General features: G+C 45.3%; 16 protein-coding genes. 4 read left to right on the top strand and 12 right to left on the bottom strand.

Going from position 1 to position 20,042, the window contains the following annotated elements:
- Nucleotides 1-28: 28 nt before the first annotated feature.
- Together HGH91_RS17270 and HGH91_RS17265 are read right to left on the bottom strand one after the other, a co-directional pair.
- On the bottom strand, nt 29-508 hold the full coding sequence (locus tag HGH91_RS17270) for a DUF4822 domain-containing protein (RefSeq protein WP_168740063.1): 480 nt from the start codon (nt 506-508) through the stop codon (nt 29-31).
- 111 nt (nt 509-619) lie between these two features.
- Complete coding sequence (locus HGH91_RS17265; protein ID WP_168740062.1) at nt 620-1,840, bottom strand: amidohydrolase; 1,221 nt, start codon at nt 1,838-1,840, stop codon at nt 620-622.
- Between the two features lie 197 nt (nt 1,841-2,037).
- Between HGH91_RS17265 and HGH91_RS17260 the strand changes: the two genes are divergently transcribed.
- Nucleotides 2,038-3,366 (top strand): amidohydrolase, encoded by a 1,329-nt coding sequence (locus HGH91_RS17260; protein ID WP_168740061.1) that lies wholly within the window; start codon nt 2,038-2,040, stop codon nt 3,364-3,366.
- 58 nt (nt 3,367-3,424) lie between these two features.
- Here HGH91_RS17260 and HGH91_RS17255 read toward each other — a convergent pair whose 3' ends face one another.
- From HGH91_RS17255 to lepB, 9 genes are all read right to left on the bottom strand, one after another.
- Complete coding sequence (locus HGH91_RS17255) at nt 3,425-4,213, bottom strand: GLPGLI family protein (RefSeq protein ID WP_317166839.1); 789 nt, start codon at nt 4,211-4,213, stop codon at nt 3,425-3,427.
- Nucleotides 4,210-6,936, bottom strand: coding sequence for a TonB-dependent receptor (locus HGH91_RS17250; RefSeq protein ID WP_168740060.1), 2,727 nt, complete (start codon nt 6,934-6,936; stop codon nt 4,210-4,212). Before HGH91_RS17250 ends, HGH91_RS17255 begins: the two co-directional genes overlap by 4 nt.
- Before the next feature lie 60 nt (nt 6,937-6,996).
- Nucleotides 6,997-8,583 (bottom strand): transglutaminase domain-containing protein, encoded by a 1,587-nt coding sequence (locus tag HGH91_RS17245; RefSeq protein ID WP_168740059.1) that lies wholly within the window; start codon nt 8,581-8,583, stop codon nt 6,997-6,999.
- 81 nt (nt 8,584-8,664) lie between these two features.
- The gene (locus HGH91_RS17240) at nt 8,665-11,022 is read right to left on the bottom strand and encodes a hypothetical protein (RefSeq protein WP_211092342.1); all 2,358 of its coding nucleotides are present in this window, start codon (nt 11,020-11,022) and stop codon (nt 8,665-8,667) included.
- Nucleotides 10,940-11,407, bottom strand: a complete 468-nt coding sequence (locus tag HGH91_RS17235; RefSeq protein ID WP_168740057.1) for a hypothetical protein — start codon at nt 11,405-11,407, stop codon at nt 10,940-10,942. The genes HGH91_RS17240 and HGH91_RS17235 overlap by 83 nt, the downstream gene beginning before the upstream one ends.
- A gap of 30 nt (nt 11,408-11,437) precedes the next feature.
- Nucleotides 11,438-12,634, bottom strand: a complete 1,197-nt coding sequence (locus HGH91_RS17230) for a DUF4221 family protein (RefSeq protein WP_168740056.1) — start codon at nt 12,632-12,634, stop codon at nt 11,438-11,440.
- 88 nt (nt 12,635-12,722) lie between these two features.
- On the bottom strand, nt 12,723-12,956 hold the full coding sequence (locus tag HGH91_RS17225; protein ID WP_168740055.1) for a hypothetical protein: 234 nt from the start codon (nt 12,954-12,956) through the stop codon (nt 12,723-12,725).
- A 296-nt stretch (nt 12,957-13,252) separates the two neighbouring features.
- Nucleotides 13,253-15,115, bottom strand: coding sequence for an O-antigen ligase family protein (locus HGH91_RS17220; protein ID WP_168740054.1), 1,863 nt, complete (start codon nt 15,113-15,115; stop codon nt 13,253-13,255).
- 37 nt (nt 15,116-15,152) lie between these two features.
- Nucleotides 15,153-16,031 (bottom strand): signal peptidase I, encoded by an 879-nt coding sequence (gene lepB / locus HGH91_RS17215; protein WP_168740053.1) that lies wholly within the window; start codon nt 16,029-16,031, stop codon nt 15,153-15,155.
- 290 nt (nt 16,032-16,321) lie between these two features.
- Here lepB and HGH91_RS17210 point away from each other — a divergent pair, with 290 nt between their 5' ends.
- Nucleotides 16,322-17,173 carry a hypothetical protein gene (locus tag HGH91_RS17210; RefSeq protein ID WP_168740052.1) on the top strand — a complete coding sequence of 284 codons (852 nt, stop codon included), beginning with the start codon at nt 16,322-16,324 and terminating at the stop codon, nt 17,171-17,173.
- A gap of 18 nt (nt 17,174-17,191) precedes the next feature.
- On the opposite strand, the gene HGH91_RS17205 is transcribed toward HGH91_RS17210, so the two are convergent.
- The gene (locus tag HGH91_RS17205) at nt 17,192-17,941 is read right to left on the bottom strand and encodes an AAA family ATPase (RefSeq protein WP_168740051.1); all 750 of its coding nucleotides are present in this window, start codon (nt 17,939-17,941) and stop codon (nt 17,192-17,194) included.
- 184 nt (nt 17,942-18,125) lie between these two features.
- Here HGH91_RS17205 and HGH91_RS17200 point away from each other — a divergent pair, with 184 nt between their 5' ends.
- Both HGH91_RS17200 and HGH91_RS17195 read left to right on the top strand, forming a co-directional pair.
- On the top strand, nt 18,126-18,527 hold the full coding sequence (locus HGH91_RS17200; protein WP_168740050.1) for a nuclease A inhibitor family protein: 402 nt from the start codon (nt 18,126-18,128) through the stop codon (nt 18,525-18,527).
- Nucleotides 18,528-18,558: 31 nt separating this feature from the next.
- Nucleotides 18,559-19,917 carry a DNA/RNA non-specific endonuclease gene (locus HGH91_RS17195; RefSeq protein WP_168740049.1) on the top strand — a complete coding sequence of 453 codons (1,359 nt, stop codon included), beginning with the start codon at nt 18,559-18,561 and terminating at the stop codon, nt 19,915-19,917.
- Nucleotides 19,918-20,042: the final 125 nt, after the last annotated feature.

Below are 20,042 nucleotides of genomic sequence, written 5' to 3'. Positions count from 1 at the left end.
AATCCATCCGAATAATAAGTCTGTCCTGCTATTTAGGCTCCGTATGAGTAGTTGGTGTATGGATAATATCGAAGTATACCGTTTTGTCGTTACTGTTAGGGTAAATACGGTAGGTAAACTCCTGCCTGGTCAGCACGGTAATGTCAACTACGCGGGTGAACAACACGGCGCCTACATCATTTTTTGCAACAATCGTACGGGTTTTTCCATCAGCAGAAACGCTCCAGTCGCCATGCATTTTAGGTGAATTGTCCAGGTTGTACATCGTGAAGGTGCCACCTGTTTTGAAATAAGCAAAGCCTACAAAATTGGATACATTAGCATCGTTCAATGCAACATTTTCACCTTTGTTATTCTTTGCGTTGGTAGTCTCCCAGGGAGTGCTGGCAAGCGTTTCGCCTGGTGTAAGCTGTTTTGGTTCCGGATCTTTGTCTTTGCTGCAGCTAAAGAAAAAGGTGCTACATACCGCCAATAAAAGAGCAGCGGTTACTTTTTTCAGATTCTTCATATCAATGAATTTTTTAAGCTCTACAAAGGTACCTGCCCCTTACCAGTTACCTTTGCGTTTTTCATCCCAAATCTTGCAAGATTTATAACGGGACAGATAAACGCGTATTTATCAGAATACAATATTTCCTTTATGCACGAGCGATTTAACGGGTGAAACCCTTGCCACTGCTTCAGCAGAGCAGGAGGCTTCCATGAATACCAGGTTGGCGTCATTACCAGCCTTGGGCCATTGCTGATTCCCTTTATCATCTAACGGAAGTACATACCTGGTGGCAAAGCCCAGCGTCCTGGAGAGCGCCCATTCAGAGCTATAACCATAGAGGCCCGCAATAAGTTTCGCTTTTTGGAGCATGTGGCCCGGTCCGAAAGTGTTCCAGTGATCCTGGATATTATCGTTCCCCACCAGCACTTCCACACCATGTTTCCTGAGCAGTGGAATGGGCATAATGGTGTTGCCGAAAGGAACAGAAGAAACAATGCCTACGCCGGCTTCCGCCAGGCGGGCAGCCATGCGCTCCGTTTCCAAAGCCGAAAGATGCCCCAGTGCAAAAGCATGGCTTACAAAGCTTTTGCCACGAAGCACCGGGTTTTCATTGGCTTTGTTAATCAGGTATTCAATGGTTTTCACACCAGTCTCCCCTGCTTCATGCAAATGAATATCAATACCTTTATTATGATCGATAGCCAATTGCGTAATCAGCTCCATCGGCTTTTCTATGCTTCCATCAATGGAATAAGGATCAACCCCACCAATAAAATCAATGTTCATTTTTACGACTTCTTTCAGCAGCGGAGCCGTGTTAGTATAAAACAGCCCATGCTGCGGAAAGGCCACCAGTTCCGCACCCACCGTTTTTTCCTTGTTCTTCAGCGCTATTTCCAGGTGCTTTAAGGAATCAAAGCCGGAAGTGGGATCGATATTGAAATGAGAACGGATAAAGTGTGTACCGTTTGATTGAAGGAACTCAATCAACTTTTCTGTTCGCCCGATGGAAGTTTTCAGCCATTCGGGGATCATTTTCTGCTCATAGGCAATCTGATCTTTCACGGTTCTTCTTTTGGCCGATACCGCCTGCCATGGCAGTCCATATAGCATCTTATCCAAATGGGCGTGCATATCCTTAAATGCGGGCAGCATCAGCCAACCTTTTGCATCTATGGTGGTCTTTCCAGGATCGTTAGGGGTAATCGCTACAATCTTACCCTCGGCTATTTCAACACAGAAAAGTGCCGTCTTTGTTTTTACCACCTCATCGCCATCATATTCAAAGCCCGTTTCCAGCAATACATTCTTAAATGTATACCGACCGTCGTTTGCTATTTTATACATTTGATTCAATTTTTTATTCCCGGATTATTGAAGCAAAGTAAGTGGTAAATATCTCCGGAACTTTGTATTATCTATCCGGATACTTGAAAGATTTATAATTACCCGCGAATGATTGATAAATCTTTCAAGAGATGTCATGAATCCTTCACAGCTTAAACAACCACGAAGATTAATTTTGTAGAAAAATGACTGGGACTATGAAGAAAACCGAAATATCCCGCAAGGAATTTATCAGAATGTCCGGGTTCGGACTGGCAGGCGTAGCTTTTGCCTCCGGCTTACTGGGTGCTGCCGATGCTTTTGCCGGTGATGTGACAGGCGGGAAAAGCTACCTGTTAAAGAACGTGCGACTGGAAACAGGATTTGTTTATGAAGAAGGAGAAGTAGTCCACACGACGACCGAATTGTTCTGCGTTGAAATCAAAGACGGAAAGATCAAAAGCATTTCTGCCAATAAACCCAGTGCCACCAATGCCGTTGACGCAAAAGGCTGGCTGATGCTCCCTGCCTTCAGGGATATGCACATCCATCTCGACAAAACCTTCTACGGTGGTCCCTGGCAGGCCACCAGGCGAGGTCCTGGCGGTGTGAAGGGCATGATAGCCCTGGAACAGAAAATTCTCCCGGAAATGCTGAAAACTTCCACTTACCGGGCAGAAAAGCTGGTGGAGCTACTGCAGTCTAAAGGCACCAACTTCGCCAGGAGCCATGTCAATATTGAACCTACTTCCAGGCTGCAATCGCTCAATAACCTGCTGAAGGCGCTGGAAAACAAAAAGAATTCCTTTGGCGCCGAACTGGTAGCGTTTCCCCAGCATGGCGTGTTCTATACCGACTCCGTTCCCTATCTCCAGGAAGCAGCAAAGATGAACATCGATTTCATCGGCGGCCTGGACCCTTATACCATTGATGGCGCTATTGAAAAAACAATAGATTTCACGGTACAACTGGCACTGGACAACAAAAAAGGGATCGATATCCACCTGCATGAATCAGGAGAGTCCGGGTTAAAAACCGTAGAATACCTGATTAAAAAGGTTAACGAAAATCCTGCCCTTCAGCACAAAACATTCTTAAGCCACTGCTTTGTGCTGGCTAAGATCGACAAAGTGAAGCAGGAAGAAATAGCGGAACAATTGGGCGCCGCAGGCATAGGGATTGTTTCTACTATTCCGTTCGGCGGGCTTATAATGCCTATACCTGCACTCTACAAGCACAATGTAAATGTGATGACCGGAAACGACAGCATCATTGACCATTGGAGCAGCTTTGGGTCTGGCAGCGTATTGGAAAAAGCCCATACCATGGCCCAACTATACGGCTACTCCAGCGAGTTCCTGCTGTCGAGGAGTCTTAAACTGGCTACGGGAAATGTACTCCCCCTGGATGATAAAGGCGTGCAGCAATGGCCTAAAACCGGCGATGCTGCTGACCTGGTACTGGTAGATGCCAGCTGTTCTGCAGAGGCTGTAGCAAGAATATCTCCTGTAAGATCGCTGATCAATAAAGGGCAAATCGTATACTAGTTACACTGAGTTGAGGCTGCGTGGAAGGGCGGGAGTAATTTCCCGCCTTTATTTTTTGCTACAAATCCATAAAAAACTGGACCCATGCCGACGTCAATCCAAATTGTTTCAGCATGTCGGCTGTTTTCTTATTGAAATCTTTGTTATTGATCAGGGCATTTTTTCCGGGCGCGGGCATCTTCCAGCTCGCAGTCCCAGTCTCCATACCGGTAACGCTTTGAGCAAAAATGGTAATGTGCTGATGCGGTATCGCCACTCCCAAAATCATCCCGGGTAAGCCGTTGAATGACTCCGGGCCGCCGCGGGTAGGAATTTCATCTGTATAAAAAGCAACGATATAGATAGAATCAAACAACAGGGCATTGGCGCGGTGGCATTCATAACCGGCAATTTCCCTGGTTTCTTCCGTCAACTTCCATTTAAGTTTCTTAGCGCCATCTTTGACAAAATAGATATGTTCAAAAGCTTCCTTTTCCGTAAGTACAGTACCGTCAGAAAAATTGCTATACACCTTATTCTTGTAGGCTACCGGTATCTGGAAAGTTTCAGAATAGTTCATATCGGGATTAGCCGGCTGATAAAGGCTCTGTTCTCCGTTAAAATACAGCTCAAAACTATCGGCCCAAAACTGGGGCGCAGTATTCCGGTAGTCCTTCATGAAGGTGATCACCTGATCGTCCGTTATAGTCCGGGTTTCTTTTAGAAAAATGGGCATGGCTGCGAATGTATTGACTTTCCGCTCAAACTTTATTTTCCCGCTGTTGATAAACACCGCCCGCTGTGCGGTAGCTGGCAGGAAGCAGCTGATCAACGCGATGATCGCAAAAATGTGAATGCTCTTTCTCACTGTTTAATACTATTAAATTTTGTAAAGTTCCAGGTAGCACCGATCATAAAATAACGCCGGATGGTGGTGTAGGTATTCTCCGAAAAGAATGTGTTGGTCGCAGTACGGGCATAACCGTTATTCTGGTTCAGGATATCATTACAGGAAATTTTCACCATTAACTGGTCTTGTCTCAAAAAGGCGTGCCCTATCCAGGCATTCCAGATGATACGTTTGAAATTATCGTTGAAGGTTTGTGTTTTCTGTTGCCAGAAGTAATTAACATCAGTATGGAACTGAAACTTCTTCCAAAAATAAGTATCCAGCGACGGGTTCAGTGTATAAAAGAAATAGCTGTTCTTCGAATCTGGTTGCAGGGAGGAAGTATTTTTGGTATATCCTCCGCTACCTACCAGGTAAAAACTGTATATCCGGGGCTTCGATTTAAACAATTCCGTTGTTAGCGTATAAGTGTTATAATTCAGCTGGTTAACCACGCCATTGATTGGGCTAAAGGATTTTCCTCCATTTAATCCCAATCCCACCCCTGCCTGCAGGTCAATCAGCCTGATCTTCTTCGAGTAGTATGTGCTGACGTTGTAATTGCGGTTGGTATAGCCATTCATATTCACATACTGGTAAGTATACGCACCCGCAGGATCTACGGTCATAGCCTGTGTAATTGGGTTGGCTACCAGCGTATAACCAGCCGTTGCACCGTAATATACTTGTGCCGCTATTTTGGCAGCGTTGAACCTGGCGGAGAAATCATTGGTAAAACTATTTTTCAGCGCTGTATTCATCAGCAAGGTGGTAAGCTGACTATTGTCAAAATTAAACGGAAGTATCTGGGAACGCCCGGGGTTGTTACCGTTACCATTGTAACTAAAGTTCAAGGACTGGTAATTGCTGAATTTATAGTCAAAATTCAGGTTGGGGTTCAGGTTCACAAACTGTTTGTTCACCTTTACGGCACTGTACACACTTTCGGTATTTAGCTGAACAAATTTAACATTGTTCCCCACCTTCAGGATGATCTTTTTTGCGGCATAGTTCAGTGATAACCCGCCCTGGTTTCCCCAGGAGGTCGTATTCATTTTACTACTGAAGGCGGTATCAATTACTTTGATGTCCTGGAGGTTATAGGAACGTTTGTCATCGTGCGATGACTCGTTATCCAGGTCATAGTTCACGATCATCGACCATTTTTTGGACAGCGGCTCTGTATATATAACATTGAGATGCAGGAGCCGCCAGTCGTCATTCATCTTTCTACGTAAATGCAGCAATGATGTACTATCCACATGATCTTTGTCGTTATAAAAAGTGCTGTTCGAAACACTTTCTCCATTCGTGGCATCATTCGAAAAGTTGTTATTCCAATATACAGATATGGTGCGTCCTTTCTTTTTCAGCCGCTTTTCCCACGACAAGTTGATATTATAGGTATTGAAGTCATACTTATTAGTACTGGACTTCTGGTTATCATAAATCAGGCTGGAATCGCCACGCCTGTTTTGAGATGTACCATTATTCGAACTTTCATTACGATAGCGTGTGCCATCTGTATACACCGTAAAGGTGGCCGTAGAATCATATTTATAAATATACTTTGCATTCAGTTTATGGTCGGTACTATTATTTTCAAAGTGGTTATCGGTATTGCTTAAAATAACACCGGAAGGAAGGTTATTTTGCGAGGTAGTGGTTTCAGCCCCTACTACATTCTGCAGGTAGAATTTATAATTACCGTTGAAAGATGTTTTATCACCGGTCCATTTTTTATCATAGTGAAATCCACCTGAGGTGATCGTGGGCAATCCTTTACCAGAATAATTACCCTCGCCTTCTTCATCAGATCCTACCTTTCCTCTATCGGCCGATCCCAATCCCGATCTTCCAATGTTGCCTGTGGTAGCATAGGCCGACATCCGTCTTTTCCCCTTGAAGAAGTTAATCATCGCCTGGGCGCTGTATCGTTCATCCGTACCAACACCGGCATCCACTTTTCCAAATACCCCATGGTTTTTATCTTCTTTGACTTTCAGGTTGATGGTTTTGTCTTTCACCCCATCTTCTATACCGGTAAAGGCAGCGGCATCCGACTTCTTATCGTATACCTGCACCTTGTCGATCATGTCGGCCCGCAGGTTGCGTGTGACCAGCGTAGGATCATCACTGAAAAATTCTTCTCCGTCTACCAGCACTTTCTTTACCTTTTGTCCCTGTGCGGTAATATTACCAAATTGATCTACCTGCAATCCGGGCAGCTGTCGTAGCAGTTCTTCCACGGAAGCATTGGGCTGTACTTTAAAACTGCCGGCATTATACTCAGTCGTGTCACCATTGATCTTGATCGCGGCCACCTGTGATTTGACGATGACTTCCTTAAGTAGTTTGCTTTTCGGGATAAGATAAACATTGTTCAGCGCTATTGTTTTGCCGGTGGCTTCTTTCATATTCACCCGATGAGAATAGCTGGCATACTTCGGATAAGAAAAATATAACACATAGCTGGCGGTATCAGCAAGCTGTTGAAAGCTGAATGCTCCCTCCTTCCCTGCCCTTGTGCTGGCGATGATAAATGAATCTTTGGCTTGCAGCAATACCACTACGGCATTTTGCAGCGGCGCTTTCAGGCTGCTGTCTGCCACGGTCCCTTTGATCGTACTGTTTTGAGCGTCGACTTTATAATGGAATAAAATAGTCAGCAGAAATATCAGGCTCAGGGCATTTTTCGTCATTGAACGATGGAGTTTAAATGTAGGCTAAGCAACAAATGGTCTTTTTGACAACCTGTTTTTTTAGTAGTTATGAAATGCTTTCATTTCTTCATTATATACATAGGGCCGGCCGTATGATTTATCATGCTGCTTTATTTCCGCATTGAGCACCCGATAAATACCATTTGCCGGTACTCCGGAAAATACAATCATTTTTTTAATTTTCTGTTTTTTTAGTTTATCGGGATCATCTTTCAATGTTTGAATGATACCCGCGGGAACCCAATCTTTCCGGGTATTATCCCAGTAAACTACCTGGCATTTCTTATTGTACCGTGCCGGCGGTAATTTGGCAATATCCAATACGAAGTCAATCAATGAGTCTTTATTTTCCCGGAAATACTGAATATAGCCGCCCTCCGTCACTAAAAAAGGCGGACCAACAGTCCGGGTGTTTTCCTCCTTTCCATCCAGTACGATAATGGGTGCGTACAGCGCAGTGTTGGCGATGTCTTTAAAGATAATGCTATCACCGTTCCTGTTTGTTTTTATTTGCAATGGCTTCCAGTATTTACCATTGAGCACCCCGAGGAATATTTTATCATGTTGCCCGTCTGGTACTTTCATCGCGTAGTCGATCGTCGGCACATATTCCGGGGTAATGTCATGATAACTTTGAAAATTCTGGCCTTCATTCAGGATGATATGGCCATCTATGCGATAGCTGTACCGGTAGGCTTTGGCCAGCCGCATATTTTGAAAAAGCAGGGAATCCCTCACGGGCTTATCATAAATGGCATTCATAGGCACAAATTTACCGGTGGTATCCAGTACAGCCAGCCAGGAATGCCCGCCAAAGTTGCCATTAGCCCAGTAGAAGGTAAACTCGGTCGACATAGGAATGCCAATAGCCCGGAGCCAGTAGCCCACGATCATATTTAAATCTTCACAACGCCCGCCCCGCGTTACACGCAGCTGGTCCATCGTAAATGTGCCGGGAAAATAGTTGATAGCATCATGGATATACCCATAAAATTTACCGAGGCTGTCGTTTACTACGCCTGCAATTTTTACCCGGTCGGTGCTGCCTCCTGCTTTCTTAAAAATCCATTCGCTGTGCTCCCAGCACCACTTTCGCCAGTGCTGCAACGGTTCATTCTGTACCCGGTGGGGTAAAATAAATTCCCTGAACTCATCGAAGGTGAGGGATTTGGCCCAGGGCAGTTGCCAGGCCTTAAAAGCATACTCAATATCTTCCATCAGCAGGCTGGCGCTGATAGTACGGCTATCCGCCAGGAAAATAGGGTTCACAAATTTAATGGGGCCACATTGCAGCGAATCTTCTATTCTTCTCTTGATTTTATTTACACTATCGATCCCGATGGTGTCGCCTGTAAACAGCTCTCCTTTGAAAAGTCCGCAGTTGGTGATGGGGGCATACCGCATAGTACCTTTACCCGGCATGTTTTCTACCAGGAATATGGCGGCCGCCAGCTTCAGCGAATCCCCGGGAGATTGTGAATAATGTGTAATCACCTTCATCAGCTCCGCCGCATTGATGCCGGCATAGTCGAGGGCGGGTTTCAGTTTAACGGCCCCGGCATCTTCCCGTGGACCGCAAGCGTAAAAAAAAATAGGTAACAGTATATAAAGAAGTCTTTTTTTCATGAGATTGAATTTAAAAGACGATACCTAGCACTGCTATTTCCGCAGCGAGTAATCATCCGGACTTCCCCACCAAACGGGTTACTACCGGATCCGGAACTTAAACTGGCCGATGCCCAGCACCCCTTCACCAGTCACGCCTTCCGCTATGCCCATAAACTGGCGGGCTACGTCGGAACAAAAGAACTGAACAGTGGCTTCTCCGTTTTTATCGGTGACTACCACGGGTTTCCACAACAAGGTATTCCTGGTATCAATGCCAGGGTTACTTTCTTTATCATAATCCGGTTCGTAAAATTCACGGCTCTGGTAATAGCCTTTTACGATAGCCATTTTAGTTATCCTCAGCAATTCTGCTTCCGTATATTTAGGATAGTGATACACCACATCATGGTGATTATCTTTGGTTAAGAGTACCCGGTAATGTACCTTGACATCCGGAGAGAAAACATGATACGTTTTTCCTTCCACCGGCTTTATATTTGTGCGGCCATCAGGACAATTCAACCAACCGCATTCTCCCACATAATCGGTATTACCTTCATATTTGGCGATGCTATCCAGGTAGCCGAGGTATTTATCTGTGTACACAGGGCTTTTACCGGAAATCGTGATCTCTTTCAATGTTCTTCCATAAGGAATATAAGCGGTATCAACCCGTGCTTTTCCTGCCAGGGGAACAGTATCCGGCAACATATACATGGCAGGGCGAACAGTATTAGCTGTCCTGATGGCTTCAAACGGATCTTCCACCCGGATACTATATGTTTTCTCTGAGAAATACTTGATAAAAAAGCGTGGGCCAATCGCCAGGTTAGCCGGTGTCAGGTAAAACTTGCCGGCATTATCCACCGCAGCAAACTGGCTCGTGGTTTTGTTATAATTATACAACATAAGGGATACCTGCTTTTTTTCCTTTCCGGCTTTTCCATCCGGTGTTATCCAGGCTTGCAAGGTATCCGACAAACATTCCGCTAATGACTTATGCTCAGCCATGGCTTCTTTACTCCAGGTATAGCTGCGCCATCCTTGTGTCAGTAACAGTAAATCTAATGCCGCCTTGCGATCGGCATGAACACTATCGAAATAATAAGCAGGATTATAGATTTTTCCCCGTACTTGTGTAGAGAGATAATAATAGCTGAGTATATTACCAGCATTCTCTGCACTATGGAACAGGTTATCGTATACACATAAACTAAATACGGCAGGTACCGGCGTGCCGTTGTCATAGGTTGTCTTAATTTTTAAAGACACCTTCTCCTTCGGCACATACTCATCCTTCACCTGGCTAAAGCTAATGTGAAACTGCCGCTCCGGATGCAGGTATACCAACCGCTCTGCCATGGGCCGCTGTTGTGCATCAAAAAGCGTCACCTCTCCAATACCCAGGGGCGCATTTTGAATAGGAATTTTCACTTCCATACTGTCGCTCACTTCGCCGGCAGCAATGGACTCTACAGCCCCCCTGATCTGCAGCCGCAAGTAAAATTTCTGTTTCTGCGACGTGTTTTGCGCCATGACTTTAAACACCAGGCTATCCCCTTCATTCTTCAGTAAACGCATACACAAGCCTCCTTCCAGTGCCGCGGGCACCGGGTACAGACTATCTTTGCTATTATCGAGCCTCACGCGATACGTGGCGCCCTTTTCGGGCGTAAACTCGAAGCTGCCCATACCTGCGTGAACGCTGCTGATTTTCAGCACCGGCGTCTCTCCTTTTAACAATGTTCCTTTCACTTCGGCTGGCAGTCCATTTTTATTAACCGCCTTGAACGCCACACGGTTTAACACGCCGGCCAGCAGATAGCCACCCTCCGGAAATACCCGGAACTGATTGGCTTCGGACGGCAGTACATTGTTTTGCAGTTGTCGGATTTTGCGGGCCCTGATCTCCTGTGGTTCGTTAAACACCCGGATCCGGGCAACAGCATAATAATAAGGCTGGCCGGAAAAATAGGAATGAGCGGTATACCCCTTCAGCAGGTATTCACCGTTAGGCAGAGTTGCAGGCAGGTACACGTGGCCATAGGATATCCCATTCAGAACCGGGTACATTTCTTCCCATAACACGCTGTCGGATCCCGCTTTCTGCAACTGCAGGTACAGCGTATTATCGAGTGCCGATAACGTAAAATCGATCGCATTCAATACAAACGCATTGAACCAAAGGTCTTCCCCGCTAATATAAATATCTTTGCTGGTGCGCAGGTAAAGAGAAGTCTGCATCACCTGCCTTACCGAGTCGAGCTGACTCGCCAGCTTATCTATATCTCCCCTGTTCCCCTGGGAAAAGGAAGCGTTAGAAACTACGAATAACGTAAGGGCCAGGCATACCAGGTATTTTATCATAGGGCTACTATTGTTCCATTTGTATTTTAAGCCATTCAAACGCCTGTCCATTGGCGGGCGACTGAAACTGATGTTTAACAATTTTTCCATTGTCCAGTTGTACAATACAAGGGTAAATCACATTTTTCGTAGGCAGGCTGAATGCCCCATCATTGTCAATAAAAACATTCACCCGGTTATTGATATTCTTGCCAATTTTCTGTTGCAGAATTTTGACCGACTGTACTTTTGTCAATATAAAAAATATACCGGTAGAATCAATAAAATCCCTCATAAAAGCCTCTCCCTCTTGTATGCAACCATTACACCCCAGGCCGGGTAATATGACCATCCATTTTTTGGGCGCCTGGAAACTGGCTTTCTTTAGCCCGGCAGAAATGGTTTCCATTTCCAGGTCGCTATCAGACTTTTTGAAAGTTTTGCATTGGCTAAACAGCAATACGGACAGGGTCATCAAAACATAAAGACGGTTCATAGCGTAGTTTTTATCGTAGTTGACAATTTTTTACTTCAGGTTAACCGGTTTAAATATTTTCAAATACAGGAAGGACTCAGACCGGTCATTCTTATCGAGGTATTCTATATTCAATCCTTCCGTGGTAACAAAAGCATTCTCCCAGTTAAAATCATTACAGGTGCCAATAGCGGTTTCTCCCATATACTTAAAATTTTCATCCAGTATAATCACCGACAAAGGCTTATCCTTAATGGTACTGGTAGCGGTGGCGTCCGGCATGGCTTTCCTGAGAAAACGGTAGTATACTTTCCGGTAAGGATCATATTTGATGGCGGCATACAAATCAGTTTGACATACTTTCAATACCAGTTCTTCTCCAGATAATTTCTTATTGAAAGAAGTAATGGTACCCGCTTCATTGCTAGCGCCACATACAGGGGTATAACCTTCTTTACCTGCATCGGCCAGGTATAGCTGGTGAGATACCGGGAAACTATATACCATCTTGTTATCCGGGGCTATGTCACTATACACGTTGGTAAAAAGTCCTTCATTTTCCCAGAAGTAGTTATGTCCATATAATTCGTCAGGATATTGCCGGGAGAAAGTAACTTTGTTGTTGCTGAAATCAATATGCGACTCAAATTTAAACCGGCGGGCAATCGTATCCGGCAGCGAAAACATATACTGACCTGGGAAAACGATCTGGTTGCTCATGCTCATCAAAGGCGCCACGGTGGATGGATAGTACTGCGGATAAAAGAAAGTCCAGGATAGCTCGTGGAAGGATTGGTCATTGATCAGGGAAATTCTCGACAATACCCGGCTGGAATCATTCAACAAGACTAGCTGATTATTCTTTTTGTTATAGATATAAATAGAGTCTTTGCTTTTCAGGTAATAGCCCAGGGGATTGTCAACCCCATCTTTATCGTTCCTGCTAAATTTAATAATCTTTTTTTCTATTGCCGTTGCATAGTCATAAATATAGATAGCGCTCGCATAGGTATTCAGAAAGCTCAGACAGGTAGTATTGCTATCTCCTGCAAACACCTGCATATAGGGCGTCTTGGGAGCGCTAATGCTGTCTAAGGGAAATTTCTTTTCGCCGGACACAGCTAATTTCACTGTGGGTATCAATGTTCCCTTCCTCTCATTCTTCAATGCTACTATATTGTTATTGGATGAGCAGGAAAAGAACAAGACCAAGGAAATAACAGCAGGCAATATCAATTTTACATTCATGATAATAAGCTTTAAGAATGGAGGTACCCGCGTGTAGCGGTGCTACCACGAATACCTCCCCATCAGGATAAAAAATTGTGGGTAACTATTACCAGCCGAAATCGCACTCGTTATTTCCTGGATCTCCCACGCAGATCTGGCTCAACATCAAGCACTTGCCGCCGCCAAAACCGCGGGAGGAAGAGCATTCTGCACTGGCAGTATTAACTTTCACGAGAGAGGTCAGGTCTACTTCATTGTTACTGGCTTGGGTTTTAGTTGCAAAGAAGGCAACAGTGGCAATAGCAGCGATTCCGGCTGCAGCGAGGATTTTCTTTTTCATAACAGCTTTTTTAAAAAATAAAGATGATAAAATAAAAAGGGGGTCTGAAAGTAAGGGCAGGGAATACTACTTCCATTAAGCATTTCTGCAACATAACTTTTATGCAGCAAACATTAACCTGGTTAATGCCCTAAAGTGGCTTTTTATCCTGTCATAGTTCAGCGATTTTAGCGGATGATTAAATGATATTAAATTATAAACATTCCGGGCAAAGCTCCGCCAGCATCAACCACCTTCGTAGTTGCATGGCATCGTGCATTTACACAAAAAATTCCTTGTTGTAACCTGGCAGCCTATTACTGATCGCGTGCTTTTATGATGTTATCAGCGAAGCCTTTTATTTCTAATATGGCTTTCGAGGGCACCTTTACTTTCTTTGCTTTAATCGTACGCGCCATCATCATCGCCTTTGTTGTTTCGCCGTTTTCCTGGTACAAGGTCATTAACAGGTAAAGCGGGTAAAAACGATTGGGGATCATGTTCATCGCTTTCAAATAGGATTGCTCTGCTGCGGCGTAATTACCTGCCTTTTTCTCACAGTCGCCTACCGCTGCTTCAATCACGCTGGAACACTGGTACTGCCTGGCCTGCGTTAAAACCGCCAATGCCTGCTGGTAGTTCTCCGTCATGGCGAGCGATTTGCCATACTGCATCAGGAATTCACCGTTGGTACATAAGCCGGGATATACCGCTTCAAAGTACTGATTGCTTTCCCGGTACATCTCTCTTACATAGGCCTTTTGGGCCTGCCCCCAACCGGCTAAGGACTTCCGCGCGCTGTTAATCACATTCCCGTAGGCATATACCAGCAGCAGCGTGAGCAAGGATAAAACGGGGAGCACCACCATTCGTCCTTTATCAAGCGGGAACCTGATATGGAGCAGCACTTTACTGCCCGTTCCGGACAATATCGCCAGGGCAAATACGATGATGTATTTCATAGCCAGGTTATCTGAACTATAAGTAAACAGGGCAAAGCACAGGCTGGCCAGCAAGACGCCGTATGCCACAGTTCGTATAGGCGTATACGATTGACCGGACGGGTATCTCCAGAAAAAAAATATGACAGCCACCACCAGCAGCAAGCCTATTCCCCCATTTTCTACCACAAACTGTAATGGTTCGTTAAAGGCATAAAAAGTATTATCTGCCAGTTGCGCCGCATCAGATGCCGCATCTCCCTGCTGCTCAAACCAACGCGCCTGTGCATCCATATAATATGCTTTAAACCGGTCTATCCCCACGCCAATAACGGGATGTTCCTTTACCAGCGTGGCCGACACCTGGTAAATAAGCATACGGCCATCAGCAGAATTGCGCTTGAGCAGGTAAAATGAATACCCTAAACCGACCAGCAACAACACTGCCATCACGAAATGCTTAATGGACAAGCCGGCCGGCTTGTGGTTATCCCGGTTGCGATACAGCCACCACACGCCTCCAATACCGGCCGCCAGTGCCAGGAAGGCAGCGCGGGAACGCAGGCAGGGTAGCACTATTGCACAGCCAACTAGTGCCGTCAAAGGCAGCCAGGTGATCAGCAACATCATGAAACGGTTCATACTGCTGCCTTCCCGTTCGGATACCTGCAAAGTAGTCCGGTGAAGATATAATCCAAAAGAAACTACCGCTACCAGCGCAAGATATCCGGCATAACCTCCGGGGTTGAAAAAATTGCCGGTCATCGGAAAATAAGTGTTGCGGCTATCCAGGACGCCCAACAGCTGCAATACGCCTGCCAGTACCTGCAACATACCACCAGCAGATATTGCCAGTAAAAGCCAGGTATACATCGTGGCAGGTAATCTTCTCAGCACAAGGTAACATATCGCTAACCCGATCAGCTCCAGCCAACGCTGGGAGAACCCGTGCAGCGGATGTAAATAATACCGGTTAACCGTGATATACAATAATATTATCAATAGCCCTATATCCAGGACCGACAGAGAAATACTGAGCTGTTTACTACCGTATAATGTATAACATGCCAGCAACAAAAAAACGATAATCACACCATCACTAAAAAAAATAAATTTGGTCGCCTGTGTTGGCTCAATAAACTCGGCGCTATAAACCGAAGGCAATAAAAGAAAAACGCCAGCCAGTAAAGCTAACAGGGCATTCACTATAGTTCTTCTTATTGGTTCAACAGGCAACATGGATCACAATATTATTAAAGGGTTATCGGCTCAATTGTCAAAATTGCTGTATAAACTTCCCTACCAGGTTATCTTTTGGTATGAATCCATAATGCCTGGAGTCAATGGCGATATCGCGATTATCACCCATCATAAAGAAATAATCTTTCTTAAAGGTATAAGCGGAAACCTGCCTCCCTGCCATGAAAGCGGATTTACCTTCCAGGCGAAAGCTGCTGTCTTCATACGTCCTGATGGTATTACTGTACACCGTATCCTGTGGCTGATTAAAATATATCGTCATTCCTTTAAATGGTATTTTAAGTGATGACATATCGAGAATATTTTCACTCAGCTCAGGCAGATTTATTTTCCCACTATCCGGATCGTTTTTACGGTTCCATATTTTTATAGAATCTACGCCGTGATTCATTTTATTTTTCTGGAAATTATCAAGCGCCAGGAGGATATAACGTGGAAAGTGCCTGAATCCGTTTTGAAATTTATTAATCCCCATTTGTTCAATCGCCACTTTCACCTGCTGATAATCATTAAACCAGATCTTATAATAGTGACGAATACTCAGCGGCTCGGACAACAGTTTTCCATCAACACTTACTTCGCCGTTCTTCACCGCTACTACGGCGCCAGGCAGGCCTATACAGCGCTTCACAAAGAACCCCGGAATATCCTTATTGACCGTAAATACAAAGATATCTCCCTGCTGTGGTGATGCAGTAATGAACCTGGAAAAGTAACTGCTATAAGCCGTCTTATTAATAAGGATATAATCGTCTGTCATCAATTTATTCATCATAGACTCACTGGGAATCCTGTAAACATCTATGAAAAAAAACCGGAGCAGGAGTAATGTAACAGCAGATGCCAACAAGACATAACCTGCCTTTATGAAGACGCTTTTACTACCGGGTTTCATCTAATCAATATTCTTTTTTTGGCTAATTGCATTCCTGGTGCTCATCGTTTATTAACACGAGAAACAGGGGGATCATTCTACTTTTATATTTATTATCATAGGCCATTTTTTTGTTTTCAAGGGCACATAGATCGGGGCACGCTGGGATTTATTCATCGGTTAGTATGTCCTAGGTTAACTACTAACGCCATCTAATATAAAAACATTTTTATTAAGATCAAATAGATGTAGAAATGTTTTTCCTGAAAATCCCGAACAATTCTTCATCTTTGAGAAAATCTATATTAGCCATGAATTACTATCGTTTGTTTTTGCTGCTGCTCCTGGGTGGCTTATCCCAGCTCACCTATGCCCAGAAAAAGGTATTGTTTAAAGTAGCATTTGCCCCGGACAAGACTTACAAAACCACCATGACTAACCTGACAGACATGGAGATGATGGTGAAAGGCGATTCGGCAATGATAGCCCAGATAACTGCCGGCGGCATGAAGCTCCCCATTATGATGCAAATGCACCAGGATGTAGCTACTACCACCAAGACCGGCACATTGCGGGCAGATAAAAAAATTCCGCTGACGATCACCTATGATAAGTTAAGCATCACCCAATCTGTTAACGGTCAGGAAAACACCCAAAACGCCAACCCATTTGCCAACGCCGTAATAGAAGGCACCACTATGGGAGATGGAAAAATTGCCATTGATACCATTAAAGGAGTAACTGATGAAGCGCTGAAAGCAGCCCTCCGTCAAATGGTTAACGGCATACAGGCGAGCATCAAATTCCCGGAGAATGAATTAAAAATCGGTGATTCCTTCGACCAGGAGCTGCCTATGAACCTCCCGATACCACAGGCAGATATGAAAATGACACTGCTCACAAAATATACCCTGAAAGAAATCAGGGGCAACAAAGCCATATTCGACCTGAAGCAGAACATTACCATGGATATGAGTATACAGGACACCAACAAGGGCAAAGGCATAGGTACCGGTACCGGCGCCATGATCTTTGATATCGACAAGAAAATAGCGGAACAATCTAATTCTGATATCCAATTCCAGTTTGAATTCGGCGTTTCCGGTATGACGATGAGCGCCAATTGTAAGGCTAAAACAAATGTAAAAATAGATGTGGAATAGTGGTGAGATGTATTCCTCTTATTCCTCCCCCAGCAGGATTTTCAGGAGATTTTCATAATTATTGATAAACTGGTGAGATACCTTATAATTTTCCGTTTCCGTATAGCGGGTCTTCTTAATACCGTCTCCAGTCAATTCGTAAATGATGGCATGAGGATAGGCCATTACAATGGGAGAATGCGTGGCAATGATAAACTGCGACTGCTGTTCCACCAAATCATGTATCCGGGCAAGCATGGCCATTTGCCGGGATGGAGAAAGCGCCGCTTCCGGCTCATCCAGGATATACAATCCGTTGCCACCGAAACGACGTGTAAACAGTGCCCAGAAGGATTCACCATGGGATTGCTCATGCAACGACACGCCGCCATAGGAATCAATAATCTTGCCCCCCACTCCTTCTTTATCCAGTTCCTGGATATTGGTAGCCACATTAAAAAAACTTTCACTTCTCAGGAAGTAACCGTCCTGTGGCTTTACAGCTCCCCTGGCCACCGTCAGGTATTGGTGCAGCACCGAATGGGAGTTATGGGTAGCGAAGGTAAAGTTCCGGGAACCGCCTTCAGGATTAAACCCGCAAGCCACTGCAATGGCCTCTATCAGGGTAGACTTTCCCATGCCATTTTCGCCCGACAGGTAAGTCACCTTTGGATGAAATTTCAGGGAAGAAAAATTCCGGAGGGCCGGAATATTAAATGGGTATTGATCTTTGGACGGGATCTTATCTTTCTTCAGGCTAACTTCCATTAAACCTTTCTGCTGCAGCATGTGATAGCTTATTTAATGAACAAATGGCGGTACACGGTACTATAAATATACGCCATCCGGCAGATTAGTTATCTCCTAAAACAACATATCCTTTCTTTATGCTTTCGGGTTGGGTTACATTAAAGTATTGTTACCAATATTATCATGATAAAAAACATTTGGTTAATTCTCCTAACTTCATATTATGCAAGCGCAAATGTTACTGGAAAACCTAAGCAGCAAAACCGAGGGCCTACTTTATTTCAGCGAATCTGAATACCCGCTTACCATTGAGCAATGGGGTCAGCTGAACGACAACGATGTACGGGTAAAAATTGCCGGCATCCACCAGGTGACAGACAAGGCATTGACCCCCGTAAATACGGCAGATTTTTTTAATGCAGTAACCCGTATCGCCGATCCAAACGACGCAGCGATGGTAGCCAACGCACAAAAATTCGGTGCACTGTATCAATTCCTGCAGGAACATTTTAGTCGTATCCAGGTACTCCGTGTAGAAGGCGATACCAACATTCCCGTGTACATTGTTTGCCATCAGCCAGACAACAGCTGCGTTGCATTAATAACCACAGCGATAGAATCATAACCCATATCACGTACACCCGTAAATCCGCATCATGAAAACACTTATCAGGCAATGCCTTGTCATTTGCCTGGGAGCCTTCCTGTTTACTGCCTGTAAAAAAGAGGCAGATATCAGGCCCCAGGACATCCAAAAACCCAGCAATGTTACCACAGAATCCGTTACCCTCTTCAGCGAAGATGTTGAATCCGGCTCCAAAACCGCCTACGCCGCCGGCAGCGTATCGCTCGCCAGCGGCTCCTGGACGCTCGACGACGCCCTTATCGGCACTTTGGCGGCCGATCTGAAAAATGGTTCCAAATCCATCCGCATCCGGAATACCGGTAGCGTTACCACCAACTTCAGCACCAATGCCTCCGGTACGGTAACGGTTACCGTAAAGCATGGCACTTACGGCGCTGATGCGAACAGTACCTGGCAATTGTGGGTATCTGCCGACAACGGCCAAACCTGGACGCAACAAGGCAATACCATGACGACTTCCAGCAGCCTGCAAACAGCCACCTTTAGCTTTTCCGCGACCGGCAGCCTGCGCATCTCCATCCGCAAGACTTCCGGTAGCAGCAACCGTATCAACATCGACGACATTACCCTCATTTCCGGCAGCACCGGTGGCGGTACCGGTGGCGGCACCACCCCGGGTGATGATAACAATATGCTGCTGGGAAACCCCAGCAACGCCCTGGCCGATATTTCGTCGGAAAACAATTACCTGATGGTAAAAACCTACTACAGCTTATCATATAGCCGTAGCCGCGGTACCCCCAACTGGGTAAGCTGGCATATACAGGCATCTGATCTGGGAAGCGTTTCCCGGAGCAACGACTTCCGGGCCGATACCGATCTGCCCGCCGGCTGGTACCAGGTGCAAAACAGCAGCTATAGCGGCTCCGGGTTCGACCGCGGACACAACTGCCCATCAGGCGATAGAACCTCCACCACGGACGCCAATTCCGCCACGTTCCTGATGACTAACATGATGCCCCAGGCGCCCAATAACAACCAGAAAACCTGGGCTAACCTCGAAAACTATACCCGCGACCTCGTAAACGCCGGCAACGAAGTATATGTGATCGATGGTTCCTACGGACAAGGCGGTACCGGCTCCCTGGGCGGCGTTACCAACACCGTCGACAACGGCCACGTAACCGTACCGGCCAATATCTGGAAAGTAATTGTAGTACTGCCCGCAGGTAACAATGACCTGAGCCGCATCAATGGTACTACCCGGGTTATTGCGGTAAACACGCCTAACAACAATAGCATCAACATTGACTGGACCCAATACAAAACCACCGTACGCGATATCGAAAACGCCACCGGTTATAACCTCCTCTCTAATCTTCGTACCACCCTGCAAGACAGCCTGGAAACGAAAATAGATGTGCAGTAGGAGCTGAAAGCAGAAAGCGTAAAGCGTAAAGCGTAAAGCAAAAAAGCTATTGTGGAGAATGATCTCAGCGGATATCTCACTCGCTTTGGTCATTCTCCACAATAGCTTTTTTGCTTTACGCTTTC

Source organism: Chitinophaga eiseniae, assembly GCF_012641265.1.
GTDB lineage: Bacteria > Bacteroidota > Bacteroidia > Chitinophagales > Chitinophagaceae > Chitinophaga > Chitinophaga eiseniae_A.
This window is presented reverse-complemented; position numbering and strand designations above follow the sequence as displayed.

Excerpts from the sequence above, each read along its gene's own strand:
- HGH91_RS17270 (WP_168740063.1), bottom strand. The coding sequence starts at position 508 with ATGAAGAATCTGAAAAAAGTAACCGCTGCTCTTTTATTGGCGGTATGT.
- HGH91_RS17265 (WP_168740062.1), bottom strand. The coding sequence starts at position 1,840 with ATGTATAAAATAGCAAACGACGGTCGGTATACATTTAAGAATGTATTG.
- HGH91_RS17260 (WP_168740061.1), top strand. The coding sequence starts at position 2,038 with ATGAAGAAAACCGAAATATCCCGCAAGGAATTTATCAGAATGTCCGGG.
- HGH91_RS17250 (WP_168740060.1), bottom strand. The coding sequence starts at position 6,936 with ATGACGAAAAATGCCCTGAGCCTGATATTTCTGCTGACTATTTTATTC.
- HGH91_RS17245 (WP_168740059.1), bottom strand. The coding sequence starts at position 8,583 with ATGAAAAAAAGACTTCTTTATATACTGTTACCTATTTTTTTTTACGCT.
- HGH91_RS17240 (WP_211092342.1), bottom strand. The coding sequence starts at position 11,022 with ATGGAAAAATTGTTAAACATCAGTTTCAGTCGCCCGCCAATGGACAGG.
- HGH91_RS17235 (WP_168740057.1), bottom strand. The coding sequence starts at position 11,407 with ATGAACCGTCTTTATGTTTTGATGACCCTGTCCGTATTGCTGTTTAGC.
- HGH91_RS17230 (WP_168740056.1), bottom strand. The coding sequence starts at position 12,634 with ATGAATGTAAAATTGATATTGCCTGCTGTTATTTCCTTGGTCTTGTTC.
- HGH91_RS17225 (WP_168740055.1), bottom strand. The coding sequence starts at position 12,956 with ATGAAAAAGAAAATCCTCGCTGCAGCCGGAATCGCTGCTATTGCCACT.
- HGH91_RS17220 (WP_168740054.1), bottom strand. The coding sequence starts at position 15,115 with ATGTTGCCTGTTGAACCAATAAGAAGAACTATAGTGAATGCCCTGTTA.
- lepB (WP_168740053.1), bottom strand. The coding sequence starts at position 16,031 with ATGAAACCCGGTAGTAAAAGCGTCTTCATAAAGGCAGGTTATGTCTTG.
- HGH91_RS17210 (WP_168740052.1), top strand. The coding sequence starts at position 16,322 with ATGAATTACTATCGTTTGTTTTTGCTGCTGCTCCTGGGTGGCTTATCC.
- HGH91_RS17205 (WP_168740051.1), bottom strand. The coding sequence starts at position 17,941 with ATGCTGCAGCAGAAAGGTTTAATGGAAGTTAGCCTGAAGAAAGATAAG.
- HGH91_RS17200 (WP_168740050.1), top strand. The coding sequence starts at position 18,126 with ATGCAAGCGCAAATGTTACTGGAAAACCTAAGCAGCAAAACCGAGGGC.
- HGH91_RS17195 (WP_168740049.1), top strand. The coding sequence starts at position 18,559 with ATGAAAACACTTATCAGGCAATGCCTTGTCATTTGCCTGGGAGCCTTC.